The 15,826-nt window shown below is 61.8% G+C and carries 25 protein-coding genes; 13 read left to right on the top strand and 12 right to left on the bottom strand.

Annotation, left to right across the window (positions count from 1 at the left end):
• The 9 genes from J1M86_RS13465 to J1M86_RS13425 form a co-directional block, all read left to right on the top strand.
• Positions 1-457, top strand: a 457-nt coding sequence (locus tag J1M86_RS13465; RefSeq protein ID WP_206510258.1) for a TlpA disulfide reductase family protein, incomplete at its 5' end; no start/stop codon positions are given.
• Between the two features lie 44 nt (positions 458-501).
• Positions 502-1,086 carry a TlpA disulfide reductase family protein gene (locus J1M86_RS13460; protein ID WP_068049643.1) on the top strand — a complete coding sequence of 195 codons (585 nt, stop codon included), beginning with the start codon at positions 502-504 and terminating at the stop codon, positions 1,084-1,086.
• A complete protein-coding gene (locus J1M86_RS13455; RefSeq protein WP_068049642.1) occupies positions 1,083-1,898 on the top strand; it encodes a cytochrome c biogenesis CcdA family protein in 816 nt (271 codons plus the stop codon). The genes J1M86_RS13460 and J1M86_RS13455 overlap by 4 nt, the downstream gene beginning before the upstream one ends.
• 279 nt (positions 1,899-2,177) lie before the next feature.
• Complete coding sequence (locus J1M86_RS13450; protein ID WP_206510257.1) at positions 2,178-2,876, top strand: hypothetical protein; 699 nt, start codon at positions 2,178-2,180, stop codon at positions 2,874-2,876.
• Between the two features lie 99 nt (positions 2,877-2,975).
• Positions 2,976-3,176 (top strand): type II toxin-antitoxin system HicA family toxin, encoded by a 201-nt coding sequence (locus tag J1M86_RS13445; protein WP_027494210.1) that lies wholly within the window; start codon positions 2,976-2,978, stop codon positions 3,174-3,176.
• Positions 3,173-3,559 (top strand): hypothetical protein, encoded by a 387-nt coding sequence (locus J1M86_RS13440; protein ID WP_032407520.1) that lies wholly within the window; start codon positions 3,173-3,175, stop codon positions 3,557-3,559. Before J1M86_RS13445 ends, J1M86_RS13440 begins: the two co-directional genes overlap by 4 nt.
• A gap of 41 nt (positions 3,560-3,600) precedes the next feature.
• On the top strand, positions 3,601-3,753 hold the full coding sequence (locus tag J1M86_RS13435; RefSeq protein ID WP_169879469.1) for a hypothetical protein: 153 nt from the start codon (positions 3,601-3,603) through the stop codon (positions 3,751-3,753).
• A gap of 2 nt (positions 3,754-3,755) precedes the next feature.
• Positions 3,756-3,956, top strand: coding sequence for a hypothetical protein (locus tag J1M86_RS13430; protein WP_139278507.1), 201 nt, complete (start codon positions 3,756-3,758; stop codon positions 3,954-3,956).
• Between the two features lie 65 nt (positions 3,957-4,021).
• On the top strand, positions 4,022-4,621 hold the full coding sequence (locus J1M86_RS13425; protein WP_206510256.1) for a hypothetical protein: 600 nt from the start codon (positions 4,022-4,024) through the stop codon (positions 4,619-4,621).
• Between the two features lie 26 nt (positions 4,622-4,647).
• Here the strand turns inward: J1M86_RS13425 and J1M86_RS26870 are convergent, their stop codons facing one another.
• From J1M86_RS26870 to J1M86_RS13405, 4 genes are all read right to left on the bottom strand, one after another.
• A complete protein-coding gene (locus J1M86_RS26870; protein WP_042940341.1) occupies positions 4,648-4,863 on the bottom strand; it encodes an alpha/beta fold hydrolase in 216 nt (71 codons plus the stop codon).
• A gap of 43 nt (positions 4,864-4,906) precedes the next feature.
• The gene (locus J1M86_RS13415; protein ID WP_008720647.1) at positions 4,907-5,104 is read right to left on the bottom strand and encodes a three-helix bundle dimerization domain-containing protein; all 198 of its coding nucleotides are present in this window, start codon (positions 5,102-5,104) and stop codon (positions 4,907-4,909) included.
• Positions 5,105-5,180: 76 nt separating this feature from the next.
• Positions 5,181-5,567 (bottom strand): hypothetical protein, encoded by a 387-nt coding sequence (locus J1M86_RS13410; RefSeq protein WP_008720645.1) that lies wholly within the window; start codon positions 5,565-5,567, stop codon positions 5,181-5,183.
• Positions 5,564-5,836 (bottom strand): DUF3263 domain-containing protein, encoded by a 273-nt coding sequence (locus tag J1M86_RS13405; protein WP_042940340.1) that lies wholly within the window; start codon positions 5,834-5,836, stop codon positions 5,564-5,566. The genes J1M86_RS13410 and J1M86_RS13405 overlap by 4 nt, the downstream gene beginning before the upstream one ends.
• Positions 5,837-6,210: 374 nt before the next feature.
• Here J1M86_RS13405 and J1M86_RS13400 point away from each other — a divergent pair, with 374 nt between their 5' ends.
• Positions 6,211-6,771 carry a hypothetical protein gene (locus tag J1M86_RS13400; RefSeq protein ID WP_182262634.1) on the top strand — a complete coding sequence of 187 codons (561 nt, stop codon included), beginning with the start codon at positions 6,211-6,213 and terminating at the stop codon, positions 6,769-6,771.
• Positions 6,772-7,064: 293 nt separating this feature from the next.
• A complete protein-coding gene (locus J1M86_RS13395) occupies positions 7,065-7,421 on the top strand; it encodes a hypothetical protein (RefSeq protein ID WP_051048277.1) in 357 nt (118 codons plus the stop codon).
• Positions 7,422-7,471: 50 nt separating this feature from the next.
• On the opposite strand, the gene J1M86_RS13390 is transcribed toward J1M86_RS13395, so the two are convergent.
• On the bottom strand, positions 7,472-7,615 hold the full coding sequence (locus tag J1M86_RS13390) for a hypothetical protein (RefSeq protein WP_157226225.1): 144 nt from the start codon (positions 7,613-7,615) through the stop codon (positions 7,472-7,474).
• 21 nt (positions 7,616-7,636) lie between these two features.
• Here J1M86_RS13390 and J1M86_RS26865 point away from each other — a divergent pair, with 21 nt between their 5' ends.
• Positions 7,637-8,062: a CHAD domain-containing protein gene (locus J1M86_RS26865; RefSeq protein ID WP_206510255.1), complete on the top strand. Its 426-nt coding sequence runs from the start codon at positions 7,637-7,639 to the stop codon at positions 8,060-8,062.
• A 10-nt stretch (positions 8,063-8,072) separates the two neighbouring features.
• Here the strand turns inward: J1M86_RS26865 and J1M86_RS13380 are convergent, their stop codons facing one another.
• A complete protein-coding gene (locus J1M86_RS13380) occupies positions 8,073-10,475 on the bottom strand; it encodes a site-specific integrase (protein ID WP_182262635.1) in 2,403 nt (800 codons plus the stop codon).
• Positions 10,472-11,719, bottom strand: coding sequence for a site-specific integrase (locus J1M86_RS13375; protein WP_008720613.1), 1,248 nt, complete (start codon positions 11,717-11,719; stop codon positions 10,472-10,474). Before J1M86_RS13375 ends, J1M86_RS13380 begins: the two co-directional genes overlap by 4 nt.
• A gap of 136 nt (positions 11,720-11,855) precedes the next feature.
• On the opposite strand from J1M86_RS13375, the gene J1M86_RS13370 reads away from it, so the two are divergent.
• Entirely contained in the window at positions 11,856-12,098 is a 243-nt protein-coding gene (locus J1M86_RS13370) for a hypothetical protein (protein ID WP_241260064.1), read from the top strand.
• Between the two features lie 358 nt (positions 12,099-12,456).
• Here J1M86_RS13370 and J1M86_RS13365 read toward each other — a convergent pair whose 3' ends face one another.
• From J1M86_RS13365 to J1M86_RS13345, 5 genes are all read right to left on the bottom strand, one after another.
• On the bottom strand, positions 12,457-12,954 hold the full coding sequence (locus tag J1M86_RS13365) for a hypothetical protein (RefSeq protein WP_008720607.1): 498 nt from the start codon (positions 12,952-12,954) through the stop codon (positions 12,457-12,459).
• A 160-nt stretch (positions 12,955-13,114) separates the two neighbouring features.
• Positions 13,115-13,915 carry a matrixin family metalloprotease gene (locus J1M86_RS13360; protein WP_008720606.1) on the bottom strand — a complete coding sequence of 267 codons (801 nt, stop codon included), beginning with the start codon at positions 13,913-13,915 and terminating at the stop codon, positions 13,115-13,117.
• A gap of 81 nt (positions 13,916-13,996) precedes the next feature.
• Positions 13,997-14,332, bottom strand: coding sequence for a hypothetical protein (locus tag J1M86_RS13355; RefSeq protein WP_141217217.1), 336 nt, complete (start codon positions 14,330-14,332; stop codon positions 13,997-13,999).
• 614 nt (positions 14,333-14,946) lie between these two features.
• A complete protein-coding gene (locus J1M86_RS13350; protein WP_042940335.1) occupies positions 14,947-15,381 on the bottom strand; it encodes a hypothetical protein in 435 nt (144 codons plus the stop codon).
• Positions 15,378-15,826 (bottom strand): hypothetical protein (locus tag J1M86_RS13345; RefSeq protein WP_206510254.1); only part of this gene is annotated, 449 nt, incomplete at its 5' end. The genes J1M86_RS13350 and J1M86_RS13345, both read right to left, overlap by 4 nt.

The following is a 15,826-nucleotide window of genomic DNA, read 5'->3' as shown; positions in this document are numbered from 1 at the left end:
CCCAGCAATGTCGCCGTGCCCGGTTCCGGTGCCCGGACGCCGCGGACCACTTGCCGGGGTGACGGCGAGCTGCATCGGCGACGACGCCGAAGTCGACCTCGCCGACGCTCTGGGCGGTGAGATGACTCTGATCAATCTCTGGGCCTCCTGGTGCGCCCCGTGCCGCACAGAAATGCCTGTACTCGACAGCTACGCCGCCGAACCCGACGCGATCCGGGTCGTCGGAATCGACGTCGAGGACCGACCCGAGGATGCGGCCGCGCTGCTCACGGAACTAGGCATTCGGTACCCCAACTACATCGACGACGGCGACGTCCAGAACGCGCTGTCGGCTCCACCGGTTCTGCCCCTGAGCTTCCTCCTCACACCGGGCGGGGACATCGTGCGTCTGACCGACCCCACGGTGTTCGAGACAACGGATCAGATCCGCACTGCAGTAAAGGATTTCACCTCATGAGACGTCGCCGAGATACGTGGGTACGTACACGCCACCAGGTCTCGATGCCTGCCGCGGCACTAGCATCGATCCTTGCCATCGTAGTGGTGAGCTCCGGATGCTCCGTCGGTGCCGACGCCGCCTCGACCGGCGGTAGCTTCGACTTCGTAGCACCCGGTGGCCAAACCGACATTTTTTACGATCCGCCCGAAACACGGGGAATCATCGGCGAACTCGCAGGTCCCGACCTGATGGAGGAGGGCAGAAACACCGCTCTGTCGGACTACGACGGTGAGGTAGTGGTGATCAATCTCTGGGGTCAATGGTGTGGCCCCTGCCGCGGCGAAGCCGACGACCTCGAAGAGGTCTACGAATCCACCCGCCAGCGCGGTGTGCAGTTCCTCGGCATCAATGTTCGAGATCCGCAGAAGGACAAGGCGCAGGACTTCGTCGTCGACAACAACGTCTCCTACCCCTCGATCTACGACCCCTCGATGCGGACGCTGATCGCACTCGGCGGGAATTACCCGACCAGCGTGATTCCCTCGACGCTGGTACTCGATCGCCAGCATCGAGTGGCGGCGGTCTTCATGCGCGCCCTGCTCACCGAAGACCTCCTTCCCGTCGTCGAACGGATAGCGGCCGAATGACCCTTCTCGCCCAAGACATCGGGTCGACATTTCAGAACGCCGCATCGAGCGGCCCTTTGGTGCTGGCGATCGGTGCATGCATGCTCGCCGGACTGGTCTCGTTCGCTTCCCCATGCGTCGTGCCGCTGGTTCCGGGTTACCTGTCCTACCTGGCGGGCATCGCCGGTGCCGATGCCCGATCGCTCGAAACCCCGAACAGCACAGCGCCCTCGGCGCCGCTGGCACGCCGGTGGCGTGTGGCCGGCGCCGCGTCGTTGTTCGTCGCCGGATTCACGATCGTCTTCGTCCTCGCCACAGCCTCGATCTTCGGAGTCATCGGCACACTGCGCATCAACGAGCAAGTACTCCAACGCATCGGCGGCGTCATCACCATCATCATGGGTGCGGCCTTCATCGGGTTGATTCCCACCCTTCAACGCGACACCCGATTCGCACCCCAACAGATCTCCTCGCTCGCGGGCGCACCGCTACTCGGTGGTGTGTTCGCTCTCGGTTGGACACCATGTTTGGGTCCGACTCTGGCAGGAGTGATCTCCGTTGCGGCAGGCACCGAAGGTGCAACCGCAGCGCGCGGGGTCACTCTCATCGTCGCCTACTGTCTGGGACTGGGCCTGCCGTTCGTCGTCCTTGCGTTCGGCTCGAGTTCGGCGATGCGCAGCGTCGGGTGGCTTCGGAGGAACTCCCAGAAGATCAAGACAGCGGGCGGCATCATCATGATCGCCGTCGGCGTCGCGCTCCTGACAGGCGCATGGGGGCTGTTCATCGCCTGGATACGCAACGAATTCGTCACTGCCGTCGTGTTGCCTATCTGAGGTAAGTGTGGAGTGTCGCCAACCCCCGTTTGCGAAGTTCGGGTGCCCGAACTATTTTCAGGGTCGCATTGATCTATCTGACCGTGATCTGACTGTCGGTGCCGCAGGCCTGCCGGCCCGAAACGCGTCCGATGGTCGTCGGGTGCCCGAGAGTACGGTCCCGCCCTGCACGACAACTTCACCCTCGCACGGGTAGAACGAGACGCGCTCGCGATCGTTTGAAAGGCGGGTAGTGCAGTCCACTTCTGAAACAATGCAGTCGTCTTCTGAAACTGACACATGACCTTCCGTCGACCAAAGCCGAAGCCCCCCTGGCGAATGTGGGCCGCACTCGGCGGAGTCGGTGTCATCCTGGCGGGCATCATCACCGTCGGGGCGCTCACCGAAGACGACAACGACGCGTCGACGACCGACGCCGCGGCCGCCTCGAGCGCGGAGCAGCCCTCCCCTGAGCCTGCTCCGGAACAGGAAGCGGAACCCTCCCCGTCGGCCGACCCGATGATCTGCGATACGACGGACCCATGGTCGCGGGGAGGTCCATGCACGTTCGGGCAGACCGCGATCTACAGCGACACGAGGCGGGATTTGAGCGAGGTGAGGCTGGAGATCACAGTGGGCGCACCGGTCGAGTTTGCACTGAGCGAGGACGCCATCATCGACTCTGACCAGCCTCCGTACCCCGTGAGCGTCTACTTCCCGGTCACCGTCAAGAACATATCCCCGGACTCAGCCATGCCGAGTTCGGTCTCTACCCAGGCGACAAATGCCGAACAGGGCAAATACAGCGGTAAGTATGTCGGTATTCAGGAAGTGAGGGACGGGGATGTCGGCTTGCGATCGGTCACCTCGGCTCTCGACCTGCCCGTGGGCGAAACCCTGAGCGTCAAGGAAGGCTGGAACATGACGACACTCGATGGTGTGGAGTACATCCTATCGATCGATGGTCTCGGCGGATACGACATCGAGTTCACGCGGTGATCCCTGAGATCGCCTCCGGGACGCCCACCCCGACATCGTTCGATCCACATTTGTCTAGCCCACTTGACTAGAAAGTGTCCAACCGGCTAGACTAAAGTCATGGTTACCGAGCAGCCCACGCGGAAAGTGGTCAAGGCCCTCAAGGCGGCCGGCTTCTCGTCGGTTCGTACGGTCGGTTCACACAGCACGTGGGTCTCGGCCGACGGAGTTGTGAAAGTGACTGTGCCCGATGGGCACCGGACTATTTCGCCGGGCGTGTATCGGAAGATCCTCGCAGCTATGAAGGAGGCTCAGAAGTGAGCAAGACTTACACGGTGTCCATTACCCGCGACGGCAAGTGGTGGATGATCGCTGTCCCTGAACTCGACGCTCTGACCCAGGCCCGCCGCATCGACGACGTCGCCACCGCGGCGAAGGAGTTGATCGCTCTCGAAACCGGCGTCTCCCTCGCCGACGTCGAGATCGAACAACACATCGAGCTCGAGCCCGGGGGAGAAGACCTCGCCGCCCGCGTCGCCGACATCAAAGCCCAACGTGCCCATCTGAGCGAAGAAGAGGCGCGAGTGAAGGCCTCGACCGAAGCGTTCGCCAAGCAGCTCGCAGGCGCGCACGTCCCGGTGCGCGATATTGGATCACTTCTCGGAGTGACGTTTCAGCGAGCCAGCCAACTCGTCAACAGCTGACCACCTGACTCCGCGGACGCGGAGGCCGGGATACTGCTCCCATGACCAGTGACCGCAGTTTCGATCCGGATCCCGATCATGGACAGGACGGATGGGTGACGCTGCCAAGCGGGCAGCGCGCCTACCGCTACGTGGGATCGGACGACCTGATCTACGACGCGGGAACCGCACCCGACGCCGCCGCGTCGAACTAGGCATGGACCCAGACGAACGCGCCGCCATCGTCGACGAGGGGTACGACCCCGACGACCCGGCCGTGCTCGCCGACCTCGATCACGTCACCCGTGTGCTCGCCGAACATCGCCACCTGACAGCCGACCCCGAACTTTCCCTCGCGTACCTCGTGAACGCCGCCAGAGTTCACGAACCAGGGCCAGCGTCGGGCGTATGCAGGTAGTTCGACATCGAACGTATGTTCGCATAGATTGAGGGGACTGTTCCGTCCGGCGAAAGGTCGCACTCATGGCCGGTACCGCCGATACGATCCCCGACCTGACCAACCTCGACAAGGCCGCGCAGCTCGCCGCTCTTCGCCGCAGCATGGCCGCGATCCCCGGACGCCGCGACCACGCACCCGCCGACTCCGACGACTTGCCCGCATTCCCTCCAGCGCAGCCGAAGGTGCAGGCCGCCGCGATGGAAGGCGATGAACGAGCCCTGAGCGGCCCTGTGCGCTCACGAACCCTCAGAACCCTGCCGGTGCCCATGCCTCTGTCGGAACTGCTGCCACGTGGCGCACTGGCCCGAGGAACGGCCCTGTCGATCACCGGTGCCGGATCGATTCTCGTTGGGCTCGTCGCCACCGCCACCGCGGCCGGCCACCACGTCGCCCTGATCGGTCAACCCAAGTTCGGGCTCCTCGCCGTCCACGAACACGGCGGGGACCTGTCGAAGATCGCCCTGATCGACCCCGGTCAAGCGGACCCTCTCGACGCCGCCAATATCTGCATCGATGGGATCGATCTGGTCATCAGTACCGTTCACGGTCGCGACGTACCGCCGACCCGCGCGCGTGCCCTGTTGGCCCGAAACCGCACTCTTATCCGGACTAAGCGGGGTTAGCAAGTCGAGGTGTCTGAGCTAGCCAGTCACACGCTCTCGACGGACCGTACCCTGCCTGAGGCTCCCATGCCGATCAGATCCACCGCGATTGTGCGGTAGCCGTGTGCTGCGACGGCGGGCGTGATGTTGCGCCACAGGTAGGACGAGGTGGGATTGCCGTGCAGGAACAGTACGAGTGGACCGGTACCCGCATCGGTGAAGCTGATCGTGCTGCCGAGAACGGGCAGAGTTCGTGGCTGCACCAAAGCGTTCCCTCGACCTGAACCGGCGGAGTGTCGCGGACCGCTAGTGGGCGTGGGCCTGGAGTGCTTGGCGGGCTTTGCGTTCGACGAACAACGGGACGAAATCGCGGATGGAGTTGCCCTCGAAACGGGCATGCTCGGCGGCGATGGTGTCGTCGATGACCGGGCGCGGCACATCGGGAAACTGGGCACCGAGGCGATCGCGGACGGCGTCGATGTGCTCGTGTTCGGTGGTAGTCATCTTTTGAACGATCCGCTCTGTTCGGGGTGTGGTCAATTGGGTGTCCGGCGTGGTTCCGGAGTCGGGCAGTCGGTGCCTACCCCGAGACATCGGTAAACCGTGTGTGGAGGGCATCGAGTTGGCGGTGCAGCGCGTACAGCAATTTTCGCTGCGACCGGGCTTCTTCGTTGTGCCAGAGCCGGGCGGTGCCTTGGCCGATTCGCCCGGCTTTGTGGGCGAGTTGTTCGGCTTCGTCGACGAGCGCCGAAACAGCGTTGATCTCGACAGTCAGCATTGCCGCGAAGATCTGCGCCTGCGCACGATCGGAGCTGTCGGGCCCTCGCCGGGATGTGGTCGACGACGGTTTCGTGCTGGGTGCGTTCATCTTCTGGCCACCGGAACGTGGCGAGTGTTCCGCCCCAGGTGAATGTGTGATGAACTGCGCCGATTCCCTGGCGGTGGCCGCTTCGCGTGTGCTGGTCATTGCCCTACCTGTGGGCGGCCGGCGGATGCCGCGCTGTGTTCGAGGCGACGACGGCATACGTGCAGCAAAGCGTCCGTGGTCCGGGAATCGAGGTCGACGGGCCGCGCGGGGTCGGCCAGCAGGTGTCGCAGCCTGCGGAAATACGTCTCCGGCGGAATCCCGAAGGCAACCATGATGTCCTCGGCGTCGCCGCCCCCGTACGGCATCCACTGCACGGCGAACGCGAGCATCCGATCTCGCTCGTGCGGGGTGTCAGGTGTCAGCGGCATTACTGCAGTATCACCCGGCCCGTCGACCGTCGCAGCCGCCGCGAGCAACCATAGGGCGACGGACAGGTGAACAGTGAACAAACGCCCTGAATGTGACTCCACTCTGTCAGGAACGCAGACCAGTGAGCACTACGACACCGACCCGTCCGCGCGGCTGGCCCCGGCCCAGTCCTGAGGACGAGCGGGTCGCCGATGATCGATATCGACGGGGCGACTCGATCGGTGCCATGCCGACCCATGGATTATCCCCGCCTGTGGGCCCGCAAACTACACCGGCGTCCTCGACAACCTCGAACGCTTCGACGGTACCGCCACCCACCTGCTCTACATCTGACCAGCAAGCTCTAGGGGTGTGGTGCGCTTACGATGCGACCATGTCTAGAAGACGCAGCGTGGCTATCGGTGGAGTCGCGCTGCTCATTGTTGTCGCCGGGGCTACGTTCTGGTTTCAATCCCGCGGCGAATCGGTAGCCTTACCGGCAGGTCAGGTCGTCCCGCAGGCATCTTGCCTTGCCCCGAACGTCGTCGTGAGTGCGATGCCTGGTGCCGCGACCAGTAATCCCGGTATCCCTAATGCCCCAGTCGCAGGCGCACTTCCGGCCACCTTCGATGCAGTGGGCTTTGTGGTGTGTGAATTCTACGGTGACCGACCGGAGAACGGCACGCAGATAATGCGCCAGACCGAACGCGCAGGCGGGGACGTGGTCGGTGCGCTAGCGGTTGTGAACACACCGACCGACCCACCCCGCGATCCAGAGGATTGCGATGCTGTCGGCTCAGCGCCGATCCCGGTGGTGTGGGCTGTAGATCCACAATCTCGCGCAGTGCGCCTCGAGCTGCCGAAAGACAGCTGTGGTCAACTCAAGGGCGACCCGCTCACGGCCATCGAAAGAGTACCTGCGGTCACCACACAGGAGTATGAACTCCCGGCGTAAGGCAGTGGGAGGTGCGCCACGGACGGCGCACCTCCCACTGCGTTACCGAATGCCTGACTATTCGGTGTACGGATCCACTGGTTCTCGATCGACTCACGCATCTCGACTACTGGAGCAGGTTCCTCGACTACCGCACCTCTAGAGGAGAGATAGAAGCCCTCAAGCTCCCCCGCTCTACGCGCCACCACCCTGCATGCCCGTGTCAGGGCAGGCGGCTCACCTGACACTGTGGGAACTCGCCGCAGGGGGGGAATGCGTGGAGTCGGAGCGACCGGCGTCGCTACGCTGAGCCGGTGACCTGTACAGGTGTCGTTGCGGTGTGGAGTGGTGAAGAAGGGTGGGGCGTCGTCGAGTCGGCCGACACTCCCAGCGGCTGCTGGGTTCACATCAGCATGTTGCGGGCGATCACCCTGCCTCCGACACGCGAGCACGAGACGGTTTACATCACAGGCTCCAGCGTCGACCTGGTCGAAGGTGAGACCGTAGATTTCGAGTGGGAGCAGGTACCGCAAGACGGGTACGACTACCGCGGAATCAGCGTCAGGCCTCCTCGGGACGGTCCCACCCGAACCATCCGCTGGGAGTACGGTCGCGATCGGCATCCAGGGTTCGTGATGCGAGTCGTTCACGCCCGAACTGACGATCGCTGACACGCAGGGGGCCGACAGCGCGCCAGACGCTCAGCGGCTGCGACCACCGGTCAGAGATTCAGTGCGCGAGCGCGTCGTTGCGCGGCTCCGGCCGCCTGAGGCTCGTTCGCGAACAATATGCCGTATGTGAAGCCGTTCTCCGCGCGGGTGGGTCGGCGACTGCGTGGATCGACCGTGGTGGTTTCGATCGGCACGCATCCGGGGCATCCATAACGATGACGACATCGACGAAACCTTCGACATCGACTCGAGATGCTGGCGCAGCGCCCGTTGCCGCCTACGTGCGTGAGCAGATCAGTGCCATTCGAGGAGGAGATGCAGCGCTGCGGCGCGGTGAGGATCCGATCCATGCCACCCGCGTTGCGATCCGGCGACTCCGCAGCACCGTGCGAGTGTTCGGCGGCGCCTTCGACCCGGCCGTCGCCACCGGTCTGGACGAGGAACTGTCCTGGTACGCCGGAATCCTCGGCCACGTCCGCGACCAGGGTACCGGCCGCAGTTTCCGAAGAATCACTGCGGTAGACCCGACACCGAGGCCTTCGACCTACTTCGCGAGATGGAGCCGCGAACAGATGACCTGGTCGCCGTGTCCTTACCAAATTAGATGCAGCGCACCTGTCTCCGGCCCGCGTAGAAACTGATGGAGCTCCCTCAAGGCATGGCAGGGATTCCGAGCGATGTCATGGCGTTCGGGCCTGCCGTTCGGTCGAGGCTGACGAGCTTCGTTGCTGCCGCGGTGAGGCTGGTTTGGAGGCCTTCGGCTTCGCCGGTCCAGCCGTTGTTGCGTGCCTCAGCGATGCGGTCGCGGAGGTTGGCGATGATCTCCGTCAGCCGTACGCGGGCGTTGGGGTCAACCTGCTGGCTGGGGCATCGGATGCAGGCATGTTCGTGCTTGCATGGGGTGTTGTAGGGACGCCCGCAGGTTCCGAGTTCGAGTTTGCGATGCTCGAAGTGCTGCTGAAATTCGTTCCACTCCGCGTCGGTGGGGCTGCGGTACTCGTCCTCCGGTCTCTGGGCGCGGCGTGCGTCGAGGAAGGTGCGGAAGGAACGAACGAGCTCCTCGTCGAACACGGCAGTGTAGATCTGCGTTGTGGAAATGTGCTTGTGCCCGAGCAGTTTTGCGACGATGTGGATCGGCAGTCCGCTGCCGACCGATTCGGTGGCGAACATCCGCCGAAAATCGTGTGCTGTGTATCGGAGCGGGTTGCCCGCGTTGTCGACGATTCCGGTGGCGGCAAGGGTTTGGTTGAGCCACTTCTGGATCAAGTTTCGAGTCGGCACCGTCCATAGCCAGCCCATTCGATGCTGGAACAGATGCGGTAGCGGTGGATCGGTAATACGTTCGTGGCCGTCGTATCGCGCGGTCAGCGGGACTGTGCCGTCATTGGCGGTTCGGAGGCGGGCAATGATCGTTGCCAGCACGCTCGCGAGTTCCGGACTGACCAGCAGAAGGCGTTCTTCGCCGGTTTTGGACGGGACGATTTGCAGCATCGGCACGATCTCGCCGGTCGATGGCAGTGTGTAGGACACGACTGCGAGGTGGGTGAGTTCGAGGAGTTCCTCCACTCGAATTCCGGTGTGGCGGAACGTCTCGATCACCGCCCATGCCCAGAATGCCTCGTGCTCTTCTATTTCGATTTCGATGATCTCGCCGGTGTCGATGACTTCGGCGAGCACCGGTGGATGATCGTGCTGGTAGCTGGATTTCGTGAACGAGGGCGCGATGGACCGGCGGTAGCGCACTCCGAGATGCTCGAAGGTCTCTCCGACCGCCACCGACGCGGTGGCAGCGAGTAGCGCGGCCGATCGGTCACGGCGATCGTGAGCGGCATCGACCAACGAGGGAAGGTGCGGCAAACGCTCGCGAATTCGTTGGTGCACGACCGCTGTCGTCTTCGCGCGTTCTTTGCTGTATCCCTCGACGTCACTTTTGCGGATGGGGTTCGGAACGCTCCACTGCACCCAGGTGGGGTCTTCGGCTGCCCATTCGGCGATGTCGCGGTAGAAGCCGCGCACTGTCATCATCACTGCCAGTCGCCCTGCTCGTGGGCGTGTGGTTCCGTCTTTGTCGGTGATCACCGACAGTCGTTGCTTCCACCCGGCCGCAACGTCCGGCGGGAGGTCGATGGTGTCGAGGCCTGGATCGTGGAGTTCTATATCGGCCCAGAAGTTGCCGGCGAGAACTCCGGTAAGGGCGGCGAAGCCGCCGTAGTCCAGACTCGGTCGTCGTTCGTCGAGGTAGCGCACCAGAACGTTCCGCACCGTCGTGTTCACGAGGTTGTATCGGTCGACCAATTCACCCGTCGGGCGGGGTCCGCGCCGAATTGCTGCAGCGAAGCTCTTGATTCCCCGCAGGTCGGCGATACCGTCGAGTCCCGCCCACACCAGTTGCACGCTGGCCGAGGTCGGGCGATCACTGACCATGTTCCAGGCGCGGTAGCCCAGCAGGTCTTCCGGAGTGAGTTCATGGAGATCGCGCCCCGTATGCAGAACGATCTTGCATGCCACCAGCATCGCGGTGCTGCATTGTTTGGAGTTCGCCGCCAGAACCGAGACACGGGCCTCCAACGCTGTGAACATCTCGGGGTGGTGAGCGGTGCGCAGCTTGGCGTATAGCCCGGTCCACTGCATTGCTGACATGGACTCGTAACTGGGAAAGACGACCCGCGCGACCAGAAGAAGGATCAGGCCGCGCCGCAGTTCTTGGCTTCGGGTCACCACTGTTCGTGGGTCGGCATTGTCGTGGAAGGTGTCGAGCCAGTCGGACGATCCTACGTCGGCACCGGAATGAACCCAGCGCTCCTGCCATCCCGCGCCGGGGAAGGTCAGAAGCCACTCCAGGATCAGTCGGCATGCCCTTTTGGCACCGTGTTCACGAGAACCATTGGGATACAGAAATACTGGAACAGTATCGAGGATCTCTTCGATGTCGAGTAGATCCTTGGCCCCGCCGATCGGAGCGGAGTCGGCAAGGTCTTCGTGGCGCTTGAATCGGTACTGCAACCGTGGGTTGGCCCGCTGTGCGACCGGCAGCTCGGTGGGTGTCACGTTCATGACTCGACCGCTCCGAACAGCACATTCAGATCCGCAGAGTCGTAACCAGCGGCCACGGTAGGGGGATTGCTGATCATGTGTTCGGCTCGGTGCGCGAGATGATGCTGGACCCTTCGGATGGTGTCGTCTTGGTCTTCGACGAGATAGATCTCGGTCGTGGTCGACAGGTGCGCGTGCCCGAGGATCGTCTGTATGTCGCGCGAGGTGAGTGTTCCGTCGTGTGCCATTCGTATGGCTGCGGTGTGGCGGAGGTCGTGCATCGTCCAGTTGGTGCCCAGAACGTCGTTTGCCCGCGTCAGCACCTTGCGCAGCGCGTCGTAGGTCAATGGTCGATACTCCAGAGCAGCGGAGGAGTCGGATCTGCGGCGGAGGGTGAGCCACAGCGATCCGTTCACGTCCAAGGATGTTCCCAGGTCCGCGAGATGCAGGCGAAGCCACACGAACGCTTCCGGGCTGGCTGGGAGCCACTGATCGACGCGTGTCCCCTTACGTGTCACTCGAATCAACTGGTCTCCCCAGTCGATGTCTTCGAGAGAAATTCCGAGGATTTCCGCAGCTCGTGCACCATTGCTGACCGCCAAAGCCAACAATGCCCGATCCCGGTTCGAGCGCAGCGCACCGAACAGCTCGAGCCACCGATCGTCGGGTATGGACCGGGGACGCTGGACGGGAAGTTTCGGGTTGTACCGCAACCGTCCACCGGGCCGAAACGGTTCGAGCGGGTTGTGATGCGCATTCACCCGGGCCGCCCCTCGTGCCACCGGCATCGGATTGACCAGTGGGCCTTCACCGCGTTCGATCCAGAACTCGTAGAACGCCCGCACCACTGCATTGGAATGGCGGATGGTGCGGGCACAATATCGGTCGTCGAGATATCGCTTGCGGGTGATCACGTTGACTGTTCCCACAGTGGTCCGCGATTTGGTCCGCGCTGCGTTCCGAGGCTTGTCGGCCCGCATCATCCACAGAACCAGATCCCGTGACTCAGCGGAAGTCGCTCTTTCCCAGTCGATCTCGTAGACACGAAGCCATCGCCACCATCGCAAAAGGTCGTAGGCGTAGCTGCGGACCGACCACGGTCGATTACCCCGTGCGACGAAGTCGAGGAGGAACCGCCGGATCGGCTCTACCGGCACCAGATCCTCGTCGACGACCAGCCAGGGGATGGTTCCGTCGGATTTTTCGACCTTGCCCCATCGGGGGATCTGGACTTGCTCGATGTTTCGCTCTGCTTCGTCGATCATGCGACACCGCTTTCTTGAGGCCGAGGTAGGTGATGTCTACCCCGCGACACTCGGATCGGATTCATGCGATCAGGCGTGTCGCTGCGTAGTCCGGTCAACGGAGCATGCAGGGATACTCGCGATCACAGACGGTCGAATGCCCGGCCTGGACGTGACGATTTCCTCTCGTCCCGTCGGCTACGGTGGCATCGAGCAGGGGAGGGGTCGTATCCGTTCGATCACCCTCGAGACCACCGTCCACGGACGCGGAATCACCCAGCGCACAGGCCGCTTCACCCTCACTGCACCTACGTTCGGCGAGCACGGCGTGCGCTGGGCCCCAGCGGGTACCGACGCAACTCCCGTCCACCGGCCGCACCGACTGGCGGTCGCGCAATGAACGGTGATCTGTACGAGAACTGGCCCGTGACCTTCGATCCCCCCACGCGCCGCATCGTCGATCCACCCCAGCGAGTCCTCGTCAACGTGTTGTAGACGGGGTTTGCCTCTGACCACTGTGCATCCGATTAGTATCCCGCTGTTTCGGGCCATCACCAACGAGGGTTCGACACCTGCCCGAATCACGCTCGGACCATGAGCTGCCGCTGTAGCGGAGCCACCGCGGATGAGGATTTGGCCCGTCGACAGCCAAGACAGGCTAAAACGTCAGTGCAGTTCGGGAATAAGTCATACACCCCCGAACTGCACTGGTGGGACGTGAAGATCAGCTTCCGGTCCAGTCGACTGAAGTCACACACCTACCTTGGTGGCACTGGCGGTTCGGAGCTGACGGGCTCCGATTCGCGGTTCGGATCGAACGGAATCTCGTTGTCGATGGCATCTCGCATTGTTGCGACCGGCGCTGGCTCATCGGTTGATCGCCGCGCAGTTCCATCGCTGACGGCAGCAACTTCCTCTGCTGACAACGTCACTTTGCCCGCGCGTGGAGCGACCGTGTACCAGTTTTCGGACGGCAAGAAGCCAGCCGACATAAGGTATGTTGCTCCCGGCTCGATCAGTGGGTCATCGTCCAGTAAGTACAACGTACCGTCGGTGCCATACCCGCCTTGCTGATTGACGAGTATTTGGCCCGCGACGTCACCCTTTAGGGTCTGAAGCACCTCAACAGAAAACTGCGTCTCGGGAAACGGCCCAACTGCCTTCGTACCGACTTGCTCAATCACTGTTCCGACGAAGACCGCGTCGGCCCAACCGGCAAGCTGCTGAGGGTCTGTCACATCGAAAGCCGAGTCCATTTCCACTGCTTGTGTGCGCGTAGTCACGCTGGCAGTCGTGCCAGCATCTCCAGGTTGCGTGCCTGCCGAAGTGCTGCAGCCAACTAATACAATGCAGGCGAATAAGCTCGCAACGCCCACCGTGCCGTACTTTGATCCTAAACTTCTGACCTTCATCATGTCATCCCCAGAGTTGACGGTAGGCGGCTTGATCCATGAACTGCGGCGCAAAAACCGATGAGTTTGAAATCGGATCCATCAGCTGACTTTTGCAGTTATGCGCCAAACCGAGCGCATGACCCATCTCGTGTGTCATAACGTTCCGTTGATTACTGGCGTTACCGAGCTTCGCTGTATTCATTTGAATAGTGTCCACCCCAAAGTCGGTGTTGCTGTATAGCCCGGCCCATGTGACGTCCGGACGGTTGGCGTCGGAAATTTCCACATTAGTGAGCGTCGGGTTCACAGGGTCATAGGGGGTAACCTGGACGCTCCCAAGTGCATTCCAAGCAGTGGATGCCTGCGAAATTGCGGTCGTGTATTGGGAAGATGACTGATAGGTGAGTTTGGAGAAGAGGACTGAGCTGTAGCCCAATGTCGGCGGCCTGCGTCCTGACGTCAGATACTGGCCGTTCTGGAAGTTCTGTCCGGAAGCGCCATATGACTCGTAACCATCATTGGACGTTGTTCCATCTTGACACAGGTACTCATCACTGCTCGGGAAGCCCAAGGGTCCAAGCTCGTAGTTCTGCGCAGCCCACTGATCGCGAATGTTACCCCAGGTGGCATAGGCAGATGTGGCTCCGAACTTGTATGTAATCGCGCCGCCCTGGAAGTTGTTGTACCGCCCGCCAGAAGCAGGGCTCTCACGTGTGACCGGGTACCCGAGTCGTCCACGTTCGTCGCTTCGCTTCTCGTACTGATACGGGCCGTTGACATACGTTCTGTACTGACGCGATGGCAAATTAAGCCACTTGTTCATGATCAAGCCGCCGATTTGACGACCTTTGTTTGGGTCGACATTCGGCGACCAGTAAATGCGATTAGTAAACCCGAATTCCTGCTACCGCCCCTCGTTGCTGTTTCCTGCGTAAAGCTCGCCACTGGTGGGTTCTCCGATACTCGAGGTGCCGCCTTGGCCGTATTGGTTAGCACCGGAAAGGAAATCGATAAATTCGCGTTCGATGGAGCCGAATACCCACTGGTTGTTGCGAAATTGATCGGCGTTCGCAACGCCAGGTGTAGAAACTAGCAATGCAAGGGATGTAATTAACGCACCGATAAGTGACATTCTTCGAGCGACAATTTGATTTCGCGTCCGATGCTGCCTGAAGCGGACATTGATCAATGGGCTTGGATCGCCAATATGCGACTTGAGAGGTAGCCTGCTCGGTTTCATGGAGCTCCCACAGTGAAGGGCATCAAGGACGAACCGAACAGTACGGTCAGTTTGCCCACCGTTGGAGAGACACGCGAACACGAGTTTGGTCACAATTCGGTCACCGTGACCGCCGCCAACTCGACGGCGGCTAGACTTCGAACGCATGAGCAATACAGGTTCTCGGTGGCTACGGCCAGCTGTCCTGCTGGTTCTAATCGGCGTCTTGCTCGTTGGTGTTGCATTTGGGGCGACCAGCCAGATTGGGCTCGGTCGCTCGGCCTCAGAAATTTGCGAGAATGCTTATCCGGGGGCTGTCGACGTCGAGTCCAGTCGTCCCCTCCTACCGCTAGTCGTCGTGCGTTGCGCTGCACAGGATTTTGACACGCGTGTGGAGACTAATGAATTTGATCCGCTGTCAACGCTTGTCCTCGCGGCTGGGATCGCAAGCATTGTCGTTGGTGTATCTGCCATCCGACGTCAAAAGCTGAACGAGTCATCTCAAAAAGGACAGCGGTGAACATACTCGGAGTGGTCTGGTCTGATTCGCTGTGTGAGAACTCGAATTAATTCTGGTCGGAGGATACTTCCTCCCCGACGCCCAGTATCTTGCAGCTTTATCGGTGGATCGAGGCTTAGCGGTCCTGCCGGCCACACGCGCCCACGACAGCGTCCGCGGAGCTCGAGCGTGACTGCAGGGAGGTCACCCCTGACGTTGTTTCCAGTTCTTTCCGTAGGGCGTGGTTGTCGAGTGTTAGCCGCTGGATGACGGCCAGTGCGAGGGTGAGGTCTTGAGTCAGCGCCGCGTTGTCTCGTTGCACGCGTTTGTTGGAGGCAAGGAGTTCGGTCCGGTCGTCATGCCGTGTGGCGACGGGAGCTGCGACGGAAGCGGCTCTGAGTTCGGCAGCGATAGCGGGGTAGTGCCGCCAGAAGGTTGCGTTGGACAGACCCAGTCGACGGGCAAGGCCGATGACAGTGGCGCGGCCGCCGGCCGATGCTGCGTCTTCGATGTGCTCTGTCATCACTCGACGGACGTCCTGCTCGCTCGGGAGGTCGATGCGTTTACTCATCGGATTGAGTTCGGATCGTGTCGGTCGACGAACTGATTTATCTGCTCACTCCGTTGCCGTAGTCGATGCTGCAGCAACGGAGGCAGCGACGGTGTTCGTTCGAGCTCGCGCTCGATATCGGAGCTCTCCGAACGCAACTCGTCGAGGTTGCCTGAGGTGAGCGCGACGTTGCGGCATTCGAGAGGTCGACAACCACCGAGCGTCGGCGCGTTCTGGCCCGAAAGGTTTTGTGCGCGTGTGCACAGTGCCTTGTCCGGATCGTAGACGCAGGTGGCGTATCGGCCTGGATAGATTGCTGGGTCGAATCGGCGTATTAAGCCTGGTTGCACCGATTCGGTAGCGACCAAGCGCGGGTCGCAGACACGAAATGCCCTGTCGTAGTGGAAGAATGAGATTTCTCGAGGATCAAATTCGGCCACAACGAAGGGCATCTCGCAGATGCAAC

The sequence above is a fragment of the Rhodococcus sp. KRD197 genome (assembly GCF_017168235.1).
Lineage (GTDB): Bacteria > Actinomycetota > Actinomycetes > Mycobacteriales > Mycobacteriaceae > Rhodococcoides.
This window is presented reverse-complemented; position numbering and strand designations above follow the sequence as displayed.

Excerpts from the sequence above, each read along its gene's own strand:
- J1M86_RS13460 (WP_068049643.1), top strand. The coding sequence starts at position 502 with ATGCCTGCCGCGGCACTAGCATCGATCCTTGCCATCGTAGTGGTGAGC.
- J1M86_RS13455 (WP_068049642.1), top strand. The coding sequence starts at position 1,083 with ATGACCCTTCTCGCCCAAGACATCGGGTCGACATTTCAGAACGCCGCA.
- J1M86_RS13450 (WP_206510257.1), top strand. The coding sequence starts at position 2,178 with ATGACCTTCCGTCGACCAAAGCCGAAGCCCCCCTGGCGAATGTGGGCC.
- J1M86_RS13445 (WP_027494210.1), top strand. The coding sequence starts at position 2,976 with ATGGTTACCGAGCAGCCCACGCGGAAAGTGGTCAAGGCCCTCAAGGCG.
- J1M86_RS13435 (WP_169879469.1), top strand. The coding sequence starts at position 3,601 with ATGACCAGTGACCGCAGTTTCGATCCGGATCCCGATCATGGACAGGAC.
- J1M86_RS13430 (WP_139278507.1), top strand. The coding sequence starts at position 3,756 with ATGGACCCAGACGAACGCGCCGCCATCGTCGACGAGGGGTACGACCCC.
- J1M86_RS13425 (WP_206510256.1), top strand. The coding sequence starts at position 4,022 with ATGGCCGGTACCGCCGATACGATCCCCGACCTGACCAACCTCGACAAG.
- J1M86_RS13415 (WP_008720647.1), bottom strand. The coding sequence starts at position 5,104 with ATGACTACCACCGAACACGAGCACATCGACGCCGTCCGCGATCGCCTC.
- J1M86_RS13410 (WP_008720645.1), bottom strand. The coding sequence starts at position 5,567 with ATGACCAGCACACGCGAAGCGGCCACCGCCAGGGAATCGGCGCAGTTC.
- J1M86_RS13405 (WP_042940340.1), bottom strand. The coding sequence starts at position 5,836 with ATGCCGCTGACACCTGACACCCCGCACGAGCGAGATCGGATGCTCGCG.
- J1M86_RS13400 (WP_182262634.1), top strand. The coding sequence starts at position 6,211 with ATGTCTAGAAGACGCAGCGTGGCTATCGGTGGAGTCGCGCTGCTCATT.
- J1M86_RS26865 (WP_206510255.1), top strand. The coding sequence starts at position 7,637 with ATGACGACATCGACGAAACCTTCGACATCGACTCGAGATGCTGGCGCA.
- J1M86_RS13380 (WP_182262635.1), bottom strand. The coding sequence starts at position 10,475 with ATGAACGTGACACCCACCGAGCTGCCGGTCGCACAGCGGGCCAACCCA.
- J1M86_RS13375 (WP_008720613.1), bottom strand. The coding sequence starts at position 11,719 with ATGATCGACGAAGCAGAGCGAAACATCGAGCAAGTCCAGATCCCCCGA.
- J1M86_RS13370 (WP_241260064.1), top strand. The coding sequence starts at position 11,856 with ATGCCCGGCCTGGACGTGACGATTTCCTCTCGTCCCGTCGGCTACGGT.
- J1M86_RS13365 (WP_008720607.1), bottom strand. The coding sequence starts at position 12,954 with ATGGACTCGGCTTTCGATGTGACAGACCCTCAGCAGCTTGCCGGTTGG.
- J1M86_RS13360 (WP_008720606.1), bottom strand. The coding sequence starts at position 13,915 with ATGAACAAGTGGCTTAATTTGCCATCGCGTCAGTACAGAACGTATGTC.
- J1M86_RS13355 (WP_141217217.1), bottom strand. The coding sequence starts at position 14,332 with ATGAAACCGAGCAGGCTACCTCTCAAGTCGCATATTGGCGATCCAAGC.
- J1M86_RS13350 (WP_042940335.1), bottom strand. The coding sequence starts at position 15,381 with ATGAGTAAACGCATCGACCTCCCGAGCGAGCAGGACGTCCGTCGAGTG.